Annotated in this window: 12 protein-coding genes; 5 read left to right on the forward strand and 7 right to left on the reverse strand. The window is 70.8% G+C overall.

Annotation, left to right across the window (positions count from 1 at the left end):
- Positions 1-10: 10 nt before the first annotated feature.
- The 4 genes from LZ009_RS16620 to LZ009_RS16635 are packed head-to-tail and all read right to left on the reverse strand — an operon-like array spanning position 11 to position 2,955.
- On the reverse strand, positions 11-838 hold the full coding sequence (locus LZ009_RS16620; protein WP_275699067.1) for an enoyl-CoA hydratase/isomerase family protein: 828 nt from the start codon (positions 836-838) through the stop codon (positions 11-13).
- The gene (locus LZ009_RS16625; protein WP_275699068.1) at positions 835-1,851 is read right to left on the reverse strand and encodes a serine hydrolase domain-containing protein; all 1,017 of its coding nucleotides are present in this window, start codon (positions 1,849-1,851) and stop codon (positions 835-837) included. The genes LZ009_RS16620 and LZ009_RS16625 overlap by 4 nt, the downstream gene beginning before the upstream one ends.
- A complete protein-coding gene (locus LZ009_RS16630) occupies positions 1,848-2,051 on the reverse strand; it encodes a type II toxin-antitoxin system antitoxin (RefSeq protein WP_275699069.1) in 204 nt (67 codons plus the stop codon). The genes LZ009_RS16625 and LZ009_RS16630 overlap by 4 nt, the downstream gene beginning before the upstream one ends.
- A gap of 7 nt (positions 2,052-2,058) precedes the next feature.
- On the reverse strand, positions 2,059-2,955 hold the full coding sequence (locus LZ009_RS16635) for an SPFH domain-containing protein (protein WP_275699070.1): 897 nt from the start codon (positions 2,953-2,955) through the stop codon (positions 2,059-2,061).
- Between the two features lie 89 nt (positions 2,956-3,044).
- On the opposite strand from LZ009_RS16635, the gene LZ009_RS16640 reads away from it, so the two are divergent.
- The 3 genes from LZ009_RS16640 (at position 3,045) to LZ009_RS16650 (ending at position 7,262) form a co-directional block, all read left to right on the forward strand.
- Positions 3,045-4,529, forward strand: a complete 1,485-nt coding sequence (locus LZ009_RS16640; protein WP_275699071.1) for a DUF4118 domain-containing protein — start codon at positions 3,045-3,047, stop codon at positions 4,527-4,529.
- The gene (locus LZ009_RS16645; RefSeq protein WP_275699072.1) at positions 4,522-5,208 is read left to right on the forward strand and encodes a response regulator; all 687 of its coding nucleotides are present in this window, start codon (positions 4,522-4,524) and stop codon (positions 5,206-5,208) included. The genes LZ009_RS16640 and LZ009_RS16645 overlap by 8 nt, the downstream gene beginning before the upstream one ends.
- A 155-nt stretch (positions 5,209-5,363) precedes the next feature.
- Positions 5,364-7,262 (forward strand): potassium transporter Kup, encoded by a 1,899-nt coding sequence (locus tag LZ009_RS16650; protein ID WP_275699073.1) that lies wholly within the window; start codon positions 5,364-5,366, stop codon positions 7,260-7,262.
- Here LZ009_RS16650 and LZ009_RS16655 read toward each other — a convergent pair.
- The 3 genes from LZ009_RS16655 to prpF are packed head-to-tail and all read right to left on the reverse strand — an operon-like array spanning position 7,253 to position 11,591.
- The gene (locus LZ009_RS16655) at positions 7,253-7,699 is read right to left on the reverse strand and encodes a hypothetical protein (protein WP_275699074.1); all 447 of its coding nucleotides are present in this window, start codon (positions 7,697-7,699) and stop codon (positions 7,253-7,255) included. The genes LZ009_RS16650 and LZ009_RS16655 overlap by 10 nt on opposite strands.
- A gap of 10 nt (positions 7,700-7,709) precedes the next feature.
- A complete protein-coding gene (gene acnA / locus LZ009_RS16660; protein WP_275699075.1) occupies positions 7,710-10,394 on the reverse strand; it encodes an aconitate hydratase AcnA in 2,685 nt (894 codons plus the stop codon).
- 9 nt (positions 10,395-10,403) lie between these two features.
- Positions 10,404-11,591, reverse strand: coding sequence for a 2-methylaconitate cis-trans isomerase PrpF (prpF, locus tag LZ009_RS16665; RefSeq protein WP_275699076.1), 1,188 nt, complete (start codon positions 11,589-11,591; stop codon positions 10,404-10,406).
- Positions 11,592-11,740: 149 nt separating this feature from the next.
- Here prpF and LZ009_RS16670 point away from each other — a divergent pair, with 149 nt between their 5' ends.
- Both LZ009_RS16670 and LZ009_RS16675 read left to right on the forward strand, forming a co-directional pair.
- Positions 11,741-12,643, forward strand: coding sequence for a GntR family transcriptional regulator (locus tag LZ009_RS16670; protein ID WP_275699077.1), 903 nt, complete (start codon positions 11,741-11,743; stop codon positions 12,641-12,643).
- Positions 12,644-12,714: 71 nt separating this feature from the next.
- Positions 12,715-13,686, forward strand: a complete 972-nt coding sequence (locus tag LZ009_RS16675; RefSeq protein WP_275699078.1) for a Bug family tripartite tricarboxylate transporter substrate binding protein — start codon at positions 12,715-12,717, stop codon at positions 13,684-13,686.
- Position 13,687 lies beyond the last annotated feature (1 nt).

The following is a 13,687-nucleotide window of genomic DNA, read 5'->3' on the forward strand; positions in this document are numbered from 1 at the left end:
GGTTTCCCGTTCAGAACGGGGAATCGGTCTCGAAGTTCGGCGGCCGCCGGCCGCGCAGCGAGGCAATCCCCTCCTTCACGTCCGGCCCCGCGAACCCCATGAACTCCAGCGCCAGCGAGCTGTCGAAGCTCGGGCCGGCCATCCGCAGCCAGTTGTTCAGCGCGTACTTGGTCCAGCGGATCGCGGTCTGCGAACCTTTCGCCAGCTTCTCCGCCACCTCGAAGGCGCGCGGCAAAAGGTCGGCCTCGTCGACCGCCAGCGACACCAGGCCGATGCGCTCGGCCTCCTCGCCCGACACCGCTTCGCACAGCAGCAGGTAGTACTTGGCCTTGGCCATGCCGCACAGCAGCGGCCAGACGATGGCGGCGTGGTCGCCGGCGGCGACGCCCAGGCGCGTGTGGCCGTCGATGATGCGCGCCGTCTTCGCGGCGATCGAGACGTCGGCCAGCAAGCCGGCGACCAGTCCGGCGCCGACCGCCGGCCCGTGCATCGCGGACACCACCGGCTTGTTGCAGTTGATGACGCCGTAGACCAGGTCGCGCGCCTCGCGCCAGACGCGGGCGCGCACGTGGAAGTCGTTCGCCATTTCCTCCACCAGGCCCAGGTCGCCGCCGGCGGAGAAACCCTTGCCTTCGCCGCGGATGATGGCGACGCGCACCTCCGGGTCCTTGTCGATGTCGGCCCAGATCGTCGACAGCTCGGCGTGCATGCGATGGTCGGCCGTGGACAGCTTCTGGTTGGCGCTCTGCGCCGCGCCCATGACGATCTCGAGGATGCCGTGGTCGTGGCGCCGGAGGCTCAGGGCCCGGTAGTTGGCGTAGCGTGCTTCGTTGCTCATGGTGTCGTCCGGTTGTTGGAGGCCGTCGCCGATTCTCGGGCACGCGCGGACGCGGCGGCAAACAGGCCGTTGCGCAGCAGCGCGATGGCGTGGCCGCGCTGCTGGCTGCCTTCGGTGGCCGCTGACGTGATGGCCACGACGAGGTCCAGCGGCGGATACACCCAGGACAGCTGCCCGCCCCAGCCGCTGGCCATGAAGGTGCGGCGCGGCGCCTCGGTGGGCAGCACCCACCACATGTAGCCATAAGGCATGGAGACGGGCGGGCCGCCGGCGTTCTGCGGGCGCGTCGCGGCCGCCACGTAGTCGGCCGGCACCAGCTGTTGCCCATCCCACTCGCCGTTGCGCAGGAACAGCTGGCCGAGCTTGGCCAGGTCGATGGTGCGCAGCATCAAGGTCCGGCCGTAGCCCGGCTCCGCCATCGCCAGCGGCTGCACCAGCTTGCGGCGCGCGTAGTCGGCGATCGGCATGCCGGTGGCCTTCTCGATGACCGCGGCCAGCACCGGGATGGTGGGGTTGTCGTACGCGAACTGCGCGCCGGGATCGGCCGCGAAGGGACGCGCCCAGGCAAGCGGCGGCTGCATCGGCATCGTGCGCGGGTCGAAGCCGGACGTCATGGTCAAGAGATGCCGCACGGTGACGGCCGCCGCGCGCGGATCGGCATTGGCGGCGCGCCATTCGGGCACCAGGTCCAGCACCGGCTGGTCGAGGCTCGCGATGCGGCCCTCGGCCAGCGCGGCGCCCGTCAGCGCCGACAAGGCACTCTTCTGCACCGACTGCACGTCGCGCAGCCGCTCGCGCTGGCCGTCGCGGTAGTACTCGTAGGCCACGCGGCCGCGCAGCAGCACGACCACGCTTTCGACGTCGGTGAAGCGCTGCGCGAGCTGCGCGTCGACGGCCGTGAACGCTGCGGCGTCCAGCGCCTTTTCCTCCGCGCTCGACTCGCGCAGCTGCGCATGCGCCTGGGACGCAGCGAGCACGCAGGCCAGGACCGTGGACAGGCAACGATGCTTCACTTGCGGTTCTCCTTCTTCGCTTGCGCCGCCGCGGACGGCAGGCGCCCGCGCTTGACCAGCGCCTCGCGCAGCAGGAACTCCACCTGCGCATTCACGCTGCGCAGTTCCTGCGCAGCGAGCCGCTCGACCTCCTCCCACAGGACCGGGTCGATCCGCAGGGGAAAGGCCTTCTTGCCGGGACTCGCCATCGGACTCGCCACCCGCGCTTCAGGTGTAGAGCGTTCCGGTGTTGATGACCGGCTGGGTCTCGTTCTCCGAGCACAGCACCACGAGCAGGTTGGACACCATCGCGGCCTTGCGCTCGTCGTCCAGCGTGACGAGGTTGCGTTCCGACAAGCCGTTCAGCGCCGCCTCCACCATGCCGACCGCGCCGGCCACGATCTGGTGGCGCGCGCTGACGATGGCCGTGGCCTGTTGCCGGCGCAGCATCACCTGCGCGATCTCGGGCGCGTAGGCCAGGTGCGTGAGCTTGGCGTCCAGCACCTCGACGCCGGCGCTGGCAAAGCGCTGGTTCAGCTCGGAGCGCAGCGCTTCGGCGACGGCGTCGAGGCCGGCGCGCAGCGTGGTCTCGTCGGGCGCGAGGTCCTCGCCCGTGTCGTAGGCATAGAGCGTGGCGAGGTGGCGGATGGCCGCTTCGGCCTGGATGCTGACGAAGGCGGTGTAGTCGTCGATCTCGAAGACGGCCTGCGCGGTGTCGTGCACGCGCCAGACGACGGCGGCACCGATCTCCACCGGGTTGCCGCGCTTGTCGTTCACCTTCAGCCGCGCGGTGTTCAGGTTGCGCGCGCGCAGCGAGATCTTCTTGCCGGACTGGAAGGGATTGGTCCAGCGCAGGCCCTCGCTGCGGTCGGTGCCCATGTAGCGGCCGAACAGCGTGAGCACGATGCCTTCGTTGGGCTGCAGCATGTAGAGCCCCGGAATGGCCGCGACGCCGAGGACGATCATCGCGAGGCCCAGCAAGGGCGGGCCCGCGCGGCCCACCAGGACCAGCAGGCCGAGTCCCAGCAGCACGAGCGAAAGAATGGCGATGCCATAGCCGTTCAGCGAGCGGTAGCGGACCTCCGTGCGCACGGGGCGGGGCGGGGAAACAGCGTCGTTGGACATGGTCGGCTCCGGTAAAAGTGATATCACTCTAATATCGGAATCGCGGCCTGTCAAACGGCATCGCGGCGGCTGCGCGGTACAGTGCGGGCATGCGGCGCGACACCCGAGAGGCCTTGCACTGGCTGGCGGCGCCGGTCGCCGTGGCTGCGGCCACCGGCCTGTGCGCCTGGCTGGACGCGCGCATGTCGGTCGCCGGCCTGGCCCTGGTCTACCTGGTGGCCTGCATGCTGGCGGCGGCGCTGCTCGCACGCGGCCCGGCCGTGGTGGTGTCGGTGCTGGCGGTGTCCGCCCTCAACTATTTCTTCGTTCCACCGCGCTACAGCTTCGCCATCGACGACGCGGAGTACTGGTGGACGCTGGCCGTGCTGCTCGCCGCGTCGCTGGGCCTCAATGCCTTGCTGGCGGCCGTGCGAGCGGGCCGCGCCCGGGCCGAACTGGGCGAAGCGCGCGCGGCCGAACTGCATGCGCTGGGCGAAGCGCTCGCCGATTGCCGCGGCTACGAAGCCGTGGCCGAACGCGCGGCGCACTGGCTGCATGCAAGTCTCGGTCATGCGTGCGCGGTGTTCCTGCGCGAAGACGCGGGCCTGCGCCACTGGGGCGCGCCGGCGGACGGCGACTTCCACGCGGGCTCGGTCACCTGGGCGCTGGAGCACGGCCGGCCCCTGGGACGCGGCTGCGACGACTGGCCCGACCTGCCCTTGTGGTGCGCGCCTTTCGCGCCCCATGGCGCGGCCGGCGCCGTCCAGGTCCTGCTGCCCTTGCGACCGCGCCCGCCGCACGACGTGCAGCAGCACTGGCTGGCGCTGACCCGCCAGGTGGGCCTGTGCCTGGAACGCGAACGCGCCACCGCGAGCGCGCGCGCCGCGCAGGACAGCGCACAGGCCGAGGCGGCGCGCAACACCTTGCTCGCCTCGCTGTCGCACGACCTGCGCACGCCGCTGGCCGGCATCGTCGGCAGCGCGAGCGCGCTGCGCACGCAAGGCGATGCGCTGGCGCCGGCGCAGCGCCAGGCCCTGCTGGCCAACCTGGAGAACGAGGCCCGCGACATGACCCTGCTGGCCGACAACATCCTGCAGCTCGCGCGCCTGTCGCAGCCGCAGGTGCAGCTGCGCACCGAATGGGAATCGCTCGAGGAGATCCTGGGCACCGCGGTCGCGCGCATGCGGCGGCGCTGGGACGGCGCCCGGCTGCAATTGCGCGTGGCGCCGGGCCTGCCGCCGGTGCGCGCCGAAGCCTGCCTGTTCGCGCAGGTGATCGCCAACCTGCTGGACAACGCCCTGCGCCACGCCGGCGGCAGCGAGCCCGTCGTCGTCACGGCGGGCCGCAGCCGCGAAGGGCTGTTCGTCGCCGTGCGCGACCACGGGCCGGGCCTGGGCGACGCCGATGCGCAGCTGCTGTTCACGCGCTACCGGCAAGGGGACGGTGACGGCGGCGCGGCAGGCATCGGCCTGGCGATCTGCAAGCTGGTGGTGGAGGCGCACGGCGGCACGATCGCGGCGCGGCGCTGCGAGCCGGGCACCGAGTTCCGCATCGGCCTGCCGCTGGCGGCGCTGGAGGAAGAAGCGCATGGATAAGCCCGCCGTCCTGGTGGTGGAGGACGAGAGCGGCATCGCCAGCTTCGTGGCGGCCAGCCTGAGCGCCGCTGGCCTGCGGCCTCGCGTCGCGGCCACTGCGGCCCAGGCGCGGCAGGAAATCGCGTCTGCGGCCTGCGACCTCGTGATCGTCGACCTCGGCTTGCCGGACGAGGACGGCGTGGCGCTGATTGCCGACTGGCGCCGCAGCCGCAGCCTGCCGATCCTGGTGCTGTCGGCGCGCACGCAGGAGGAGCAGAAGATCGCGGCGCTGGATGCCGGCGCCGACGACTACCTCACCAAACCCTTCGGCGTCGGCGAACTGCTGGCGCGCGTGCGCGCCATGATGCGGCGCGCGGCACTGGCGCCGCAGCCTGCGCCGGCGTACCGGGTGGGCGAACTGGAATTCGACCGCGAAGCGCGCGCGCTGCGGCTGCGCGGCGCCGACGTGCATCTCACGCCGCGCGAATTCGCGCTGTTCGAGCGGCTCGCGCAGTCGCCCGGCAAGGTGGTCACGCACCGGAAGCTGCTGGCCGACGTGTGGGGGCCCGGGCAGGAAGACCAGTTGCACTACCTGCGGATCTACATGGGGCACCTGCGCGGGAAGCTGGAGGACGATCCGGCCGAGCCGCGCTACCTGCTGACGGAGCTCGGCGTCGGGTACCGGCTCGCCGACGAGTAGGGGCAGCCGCGGTTCGCCTGCGGGCTCACCACGGCCTACGGGAGCAAGAGAGGGTTTCGTAGGCCATGGTGAGGAACGAACCGCGGCTCCCCGCATTTATGCGGTTTTTATGGGCGACGGCGCACAACCGGGCCATCGCAACTTCCGGATCTCCCATGGACACCGCCCTGCCGGCCGCCGCCCAGCCCCGGCACCCACGCACCGCCGCCCTCACCCTCGCCGCGCTCGGCGTGGTGTTCGGCGACATCGGCACCAGCCCGCTCTACACCGTCAAGCAGATCTTCGCGCCCGAGACCGGCGTGCCGCTGGACGCCGCCACCATCGTCGGCGCGGTGTCGGTGGTGTTCTGGGCACTGATGCTCGTCGTGACCCTCAAGTACGTGGTGCTGATCCTGCGCGCCGGCAACCACGGCGAGGGCGGCATCATGGCCTTGCTGGCGCTGGCCTCGCAGACCGCGGCCGGCCGGCCGCGCCTTCGCTCGCGGCTGCTCTGGCTGGGCGCCTTCGGCGCCTGCCTCTTCTACGGCGACAGCGTGCTGACGCCGGCCATCTCCGTGATGAGCGCGGTCGAAGGCCTGGAGCTGGTGGCGCCTTCGCTGACGCCCTGGGTGCTGCCGCTCTCGCTCGCGGTGCTGGTGGGCCTGTTCGTCGCGCAAAGCCGCGGCACCGCTGCCGTCGGCCGCTGGTTCGGGCCGGTGATCGTCGCCTGGTTCCTCGCACTGGGCGTGGTCGGCGTCTTCCAGGTCGCGCAGGCGCCGCAGGTGCTGCAGGCGCTCGACCCGCGCCACGCCTGGCACTTCCTGGCCGCGCGCGGCGCCGGCGTGTTCCTGGCCGTGGGCGCGGTGGTGCTCGCGCTCACGGGCGCGGAAGCGCTCTATGCCGACATGGGCCACTTCGGCCGCCGCCCGATCCGGCTCGCCTGGAGCTTCCTCGTGCTGCCGGCACTGGCCTTGAACTACGCCGGCCAGGGCGCGCTGCTGCTGCGCGACCCCGCGGCACTGCAGAACCCGTTCTACCTGAGCTTCCCGCCGGCGCTGCTGCTGCCGGCCGTCGTGCTCGCCACCGCGGCGACCATCATCGCCTCGCAGGCCGTGATCTCCGGCGCCTTCTCGCTCACGCAGCAGGCGATCCAGCTCGGCTTCCTGCCGCGGCTGCGCATCATCCACACCTCGGTGCGCGAGCGCGGCCAGATCTACGTGCCGGCGGTCAACTGGCTGTTGCTGCTGGCGGTGGCGCTCGCCTGCGTCGGATTCGGTTCGTCGTCGGCGATGGCCTCGGCCTACGGCATCGCGGTGACCGGCACCATGCTGATCACCACCGTGCTCACCTGGTTCGTGGTGCGGCGCGCCTGGGGCTACCCGTGGTGGGTCGCGGCGGGCGCGACGGCGTTCTTCGTGGCGCTCGACACCTTGCTGTTCGTCTCCTGTTCGCTCAAGGTGCTGGAGGGCGGCTGGTTCCCGCTGGCGCTGGCCGCGGCGCTGCTGGTGGTGATGACCGCCTGGAAACGCGGGCGCGAGCTGCTGGGCGAAACGCTGCGCGCCGACCAGATGCCGCTGCGCGACTTCGTCGCCGGCCTCGCGGCCGACGCCGCGCTGGTGCGCGTGGACCGCACGGCGGTCTTCCTCTCGGCCGCGCGCGGCCCGGTGCCGCTCGCGCTGCTGCACAACATGAAGCACAACCTGGTCCTGCACCAACGCAACGTGGTGGTGACCGTTCGCTTCCAGGAAGAGCCGACGGTGGCGCCCTCGCAACGCGCCCGGGTCGAAGAGATCGGCGAAGGCTTCTGGCAGGTGGACTTGGCCTTCGGCTTCGCCGAGCAGCCGGACATCCCGGCCGCGCTGGCCCTGTGCGCGGCCCAGGGCCTGGCGCTGGATCCGTTCGCCACCTCGTTCTTCCTCAGCCGGGAGACCATCGTGCCGCGGCCGCGCGCGGCGATGGCGCGCTGGCGCCAGAACCTGTTCGAGACCCTGTCGCGCAACGCCGGGCGCGCGGTCGACTACTTCGGCATTCCGTACAACGGGGTGATCGAGCTGGGAACGCGGGTTCAGCTCTGAGCCAGCCGCGCGAGCTCCGCCACCTGCCAGCGAAACTCACCCTGGAAGGCGGAAGGATCCATCACGGCGGATCCGGAGTACGCATAGACGGCCGCATAGGCCGCGTAGCTCGCCGCTTCCAGCGCGCGTCCGGCCAGCGCATGGGCGACCGCGTTGGTGGCCGACACCGCGGCATGCGCGGCGCCGTCGATCGAACGCGAGCCCGGGTGGCTGCGCGCGACGGCTGACGCCGCATCGCGCGCAGCGGCGAGCGCTGCGTCGTCGCTGCGCCCTTCGACATACGCCTGCAGCGTGTCGACGGCGGCGATCGCGCGCTCGTCTTCCAGCAGGTGGCGCACGCGTTGCACGCAGCCCGAGCCGAACGCGAGGCGCAGCCGGGCCTGCGACGGGTCCGAGAGCTGCAGCGTTCGCGCCAGCGCTTCCAGTTCCTCGTTCACGCCCTCTCCTTCAACCCAGCATCGCGCCCTGGGTGGCGGCCGGAACCGTTCCGTTCACGTATTCTCGCCACACCCGCGGCATGATGCCGCCGTGCCGCCAGTAGGCGACGTCCTCCTCCGTATCCAGCCGCACGCCCAGGGGCACGGCCAGCATTTCCCCGCTGGCGCGCGTGAAGCGGGCCACGACCTCCCCGCCGACTCGCGCGTGCTGGGCGAGCCCGGAAATGTCGATGCGCTCCGTGCCGTCGAGTCCCAGCACTTCGGCGTTGACCCCGGGCCGGAACTGCAACGGCAACACGCCCATGCCGACCAGGTTGGTGCGATGGATGCGCTCGAAACTCTCCGCGATGACCACTTTCACCCCGAGCAGCGCCACGCCCTTGGCCGCCCAGTCGCGCGAGGAGCCGCAGCCGTAGTTCTTGCCGGCGATCACCGCCAGCGGCACGCCCCGCCGCAGGTACTGCACGGCCGCTTCGAACACGCGCATCTGCGTGCCTTCGGGCAGCAGCCGGGTGACGCCGCCTTCCACGCCCGGCACCATGCGGTTGCGCAGCCGGATGTTGGCGAAGGTCGCGCGCACCGCCACGTCGTGGTTGCCGCGCCGCGTCGTGTAGTTGTTGAAGTCCGGCTTCTGCACGCCCTTGGCGAGCAGGAAGTCCGCGGCCGGCGTTCCCAGGCTGATCGCGCCGGAGGGCGAGATGTGGTCGGTGGTCACCGAGTCGCCCAGGATCACCAGCGGCCGCATGCCGCGCAGGTCCGTCACGGGATCCGGCGCGCGCTTCAGGCCGTCGAAGTAAGGCGGGCGGCGGATGTAGGTGCTGGCGGGCTGCCAGCCGAAGCGCTGGCTGCTCTCGCCCGCCAGTCCGTCCCAGGCCGGACCGCCATCGAACAGGTCGGCGTACTTGCGGCGAAAGAGTTCCGGCTCATAGGCGCCGGCCACCGCGGCGGCGATTTCGTCGGAGGTCGGCCAGACGTCGCGCAGGTAGACCGGGCGGCCGTCGTCGGTGTGGGCGATCGGCTCGGTGGTGACGTCGATCGTGAGGGAACCGGCCAGCGCGTACGCCACGACCAGCGCCGGCGAGCCCAGGTACGACGCGCGCACATTGGGATGGATGCGCCCTTCGAAGTTCCGGTTGCCCGAGAGGACGGCCGTCACCACGAGCTTCTCGCGCTCGATCGCTTCCACGATGTTGTCCGGCAGCGGGCCGGAGCCGCCGTTGCAAGTGGTGCAGCCGAAACCTGCCACGTGGAAGCCCAGCGCATCCAGCGCGGGCTGCAGCCCGGCCTTCTCCAGCACGGCCGCCGTCACCTGGCTGCCCGGAACGAGCGAGGTCTTCACCCACGGCTTGGTCTTCAGGCCGAGGGCCACGGCCTTCTTCGCCACCAGGCCGGCGGCCATCATGTTGACCGGATTGGCGGTGTTGGTGCAGCTCGTGATCGCGGCAATGGCGACGGCGCCGTCGTGCAGCGCGAACTCCTCGCCCTTGACGGCGACGCGGCGCGCCGGATCGAGCGGGCGGCCCGCGATCTCCAGGTGGTGCTGGTGGAACGCCTGCGCCACCTGCGCCAGGTCCAGGTGGTCTTCGGGGTTGCGCGGCCCGGCGAGGCAGGGACGGATGGTGTCGAGGTCCAGCGCAACGACGGCGTCGAATCGCGGCGCCGGCGTGGACGCGTCGCGCCAGAGCTTCTGCGCGCGCGCGTAGGCCTCGACCAGGGCGACCTGCTCCGGCTCGCGGCCGGTGCGATGCAGGTACTCGGTGGTGGTGCGGTCGATCGGGAAGTAGACCGCCGTCGCGCCGTACTCCGGCGCCATGTTGGCGATCATGCCGCGGTCGCCCAGCGAAAGCGCCTCCAGGCCGGCGCCGAAGAATTCGACGAACTTGGCCACCACGCCCAGTTCGCGCAATTGCCGCGTGATGGCCAGCACCAGGTCGGTGGGCAGCACGCCCTCGCGCAGCCGGCCCCGCACCTCGAAGCCGATCACCTCCGGCAGTGCGAGCGCCACCGGTTTGCCGACCATCACGGCCTCGGCCTCGATGCCGCCCACGCCCCAGCCCAGCACGCCCAGGCCGTTGACCATGGGCGTGTGGCTGTCGGTGCCGACGCAGGTGTCGGGGATCGCGAGTTCGCCGCCTTCGACAGGCTCGGTCCACACCACCTTCGCGATGTGCTCCAGGTGGATCTGGTGCATGATGCCCTTGCCCGGCGGCACGATGCGCACGCCCTCGAAGCTGCTGCTGCACCAGCGCAGGAACGCGAAACGTTCGCCGTTGCGTTCGTACTCTTCTTCCAGGTTGATGCGGCGCGCGTCCGGGCTGGCCCAGCGGTCGACCTGCAGCGAGTGGTCGATGATGACGTCGACCGGAACCTTCGGCCGCACCTGGGCCGGGTCGCCGCCCGCATCGGCGACGGCGTCGCGGATGCCGGCCAGGTCGACGAGCATCACCTGCGCCAGGATGTCCTGGCCGTAGACGCGCACCGGATAGAAATTCAGGCCGCGGCCGGTGCGGCGCTGCAGCAGCGCATCCACCTCCGCCTGCGTGTCGATGCCGCGGGTGGCCTGCCGCAGCAGGTTCTCCAGCATGATGCGCAGCGAGAACGGCAGCTGGTCGACGCCGGGAACTTCGGCGATGGGGACGTAGTGGACGGTGCGGCCCGGCAGGGGCAGGCGCGCGAGTTGGGGTGAAAGCTTCATGGGGCGGGATCAGCTGGCGTAGTTGGAAGGAACGAAGACCACGCCATCCATCAGGCGGCGCGCGCTGCGGCTCATGGTGGCTTTCGCGACTTGCCACTCCCCGTCGATCTCCGAGGCCGAAGCCCCGACCGTGAGCGCGCCCGAGGGATGGCCGAAGCGCACCTCTTCCCGCGCGCCGGCGCCGCCCAGGACGCGCGCCACCACGGTGCCGGGGATCGCCGCCGCCACCGCGATCGCCACCGCGCCGGTGCCGGTCATCGCGTGGTGCAGCTTGCCCATCGAGAAGATGCGGGCGCACAGGTCGATGTCGTCCACAGCGACCCGCTTGCCGCTGGCAGCGACATAGGCCGCCGGCGAGGCGACGAAAGCCAGCTTGGGTGTGTGCGGGCGCTTCTCGGTGGCTTCCTCCGCCGTCTTCGCCAGGCCCATGGCGACGGTGGCGTGGGCGCGGATGGTTTCGCAGCGCGCCAGCACGGTGGCGTCGCCGTTGACGTCCGCCTGCAGTTCGGTGCCGCGGAAGCCCAGCGCGGCCGCGTCGACGAAGATCGTCGGGTTGCCCGCGTTGATGAGGGTGGCCTCGATGGCGCCCACGTCCGGCACCTGCAGCTGGTCGACCTTGCGACCGGTCGGGAACATCGCGCCGCCGTCGCCATCGTCCTCCGCACCCGGGTCCAGGAATTCCAGCCTGATCTCCGCCGCCGGGAAGGTCACCCCATCGAGCTCGAAGCTGCCGGTCTCCTGCACTTCGCCGCCGGCCATCGGAACGTAGGCAACGATCTTCTTGCCGATGTTGGCCTGCCAGATGCGGACCGTGGCCACGCCGTCGCGCGGCGCGTCGACCAGTCCGCGCGCGATGGCGAAGGGGCCGACCGCCGACGTGAGGTTGCCGCAGTTGCCGCTCCAGTCGATCACGGGCTTCTCGACCGACACCGCGCCGAACAGGTAATCGACGTCGCTGTCGCCGCGGCTGCTGCGGCTGGCCAGCACCACCTTGCTGGTGCTGGACGTCGCGCCGCCCATGCCGTCGATGTGCTGCCGGTAGCGGTCGGGGCTGCCGACGACGCGCAGCAGGAAGGCGTCGCGCAGGGCGGGGTTGTCGCGGGCTTCGGCCGGCAGGTCGGCCGGTTCGAAAAAGACGCCTTTGCTGGTGCCGCCGCGCATGTAGGTCGCGCGGACACCGATCTGCCTGGATGTCATGGGAGTTCGCTTCTTTCCTTCGGGTTTCCACCGGGCTTGCCGGTTGGCTTGAATGTATTTTAAGATCACATACGACAAACAGTCAAACCATTCGCGTTCCCACCCATGGCCTGCCCGAAGCCCGCCGACCCGCGACCTACACTATGTTGATGCGTGTGTCCCCCCCCGCCTCCGAGCTCACTCCGCTGCAGCAGCGCGTCGCGCGCGAGATCGTTTCCCTGGTGCGGCGCGAAAGCCGCAAGGCGGGAGACCACCTGCGTGAAGTGGAGCTGGCCGAGCGCATCGGCACCTCGCGCTCGCCGGTGCAGGTGGCGTTGCGCCACCTGGCCGCGCACGGGGTCGTGCAGCAGGACGTCAACCGCGGCTACTTCATGGTGCGCGACGCCAAGGACTGGGGCCCGGTGTCCGCGGACCTGGACTCGACACCCGACGACCCGCTGTACCTCGCCATCGTGGAAGCCAGGCGCACCGGCGCGCTGCCGCAGGAAGTGAGCGAGGCGGAGCTGATGCGGCGCTTCGGCGTCGTCCGCGGCACCCTGCGCAAGGTGCTGGCCCGGATTTCCGAGGAAGGCTGGGTGGAGCAGAACGTCGGGCAGGGCTGGACCTTCATGGCCATGATCGACACGCCCGACGCGTACGAGGAGAGCTACCTGTTCCGCCAGGCGATCGAGCCCACCGGGATGATGAGCCCCTCCTTCCGGATCGATCCGCCGGGCCTCGCCGAATTGCGGCGCGAGCAGCAGCGCATCGTCGACGGCGGCTACCGCACCATGACGGCCATCGAGCTGTTCGAGGCGAACAGCCGCTTCCATGAAACGCTGGCGCACTGGTCCGGCAATCGCTTCATCGAGCAGGCGGTGCGCCGCGTGAACCAGCAGCGGCGGCTGGTCGAATACCACCAGGCCTCGCAGCGCAAGCCGCGCCAGACCCAGGCGCAGGAGCACCTGCAGATCCTGGACGCGCTCGCCGCGCACGACGTGCTGCAGGCCGCCAGCCTGATGCGCGCCCACCTCGAAGGCGCGCGCCGGGCCAAGGTCCACCCCAAGTCCTAGACACTCCGCGGGCCTCCGCTCGCGGCCTTTCCACGTCCATCAATGGCGAAAGTGATATGAAAATGCAATCCATGAATTCGAGCCGGCGCCGCCTGCTGCTTGCCGCGGGCGCCTTCGGCCTGTGCGCGGCACCCGCATTCGCGCAAGGCACTTATCCCAGCAAGCCGGTGAAGATCACCGTGGCCTTCGCTCCCGGCGGCGGTTCCGACCTGATCGCGCGCCTGCTCGCATCGAAACTCGGCGACAAGCTGGGCCAGCCGGTGATCGTGGAGAACCGCCCCGGCGCCGGCGGCATGCTGGGCGCCGACGCGGTGCTGAAGCAGCCGGCCGATGGCTACAACCTGCTGCTCGCCGCGGCGAGCTACACCGTGAACCCCAGCGTGTACAAGCAGCCCTTCGACGCCATCAAGGACATGACGCCGATCGCCCAGCTGGCGCGCGGCCCCTTCGTGGTGGCCGTCAATCCGAACGTGCCGGTGAAGACGGTGCAGGAACTGGTCGAGTTCGCGAAGAAGAACCCGGGCAAGCTCAGTTACGCATCCGCCGGCAGCGGCAGCATCGTGCACATGGTGACCGAGTACTTCCTCGACGTGACCGGCGCGCAGATCACGCACATCCCGTACAAGGGCACCTCGCCCGCCCTCACCGACACCGTGGGCGGCCAGACGCAGCTGATCTTCGGCACCGTCGGCTCGACGCTGCCCTTCGTGAAGGCCGGCAAGCTGCGCGCGATCGCGGTGACCACGCCCGCGCGCCTGCCCGCGCTGCCCGACGTGCCCACCGTCGCCGAGTCCGGCTATCCCGCCTACCAGGTGACCAACTGGCACGGCATCATTGCCCCGAAGGGCCTGCCGCGCGACATCCAGCTGAAACTGAACAAGGCGATCCAGGAAGCGATGTTCGATCCCAAGATGGAAACGACCCTGGGCGACGACGGCCTGGTGCCGGCGAAAGGCACGCCGGAGGATTTCGGCACGCTGATGGCTTCCGAGGTCGCGCGCTGGGGCGCCGTGGCGAAGAAGCGCAACGTCAGGGCCGACTGAG

The organism is Ramlibacter paludis (genome assembly GCF_022012305.1).
Lineage (GTDB): Bacteria > Pseudomonadota > Gammaproteobacteria > Burkholderiales > Burkholderiaceae_C > Ramlibacter > Ramlibacter paludis.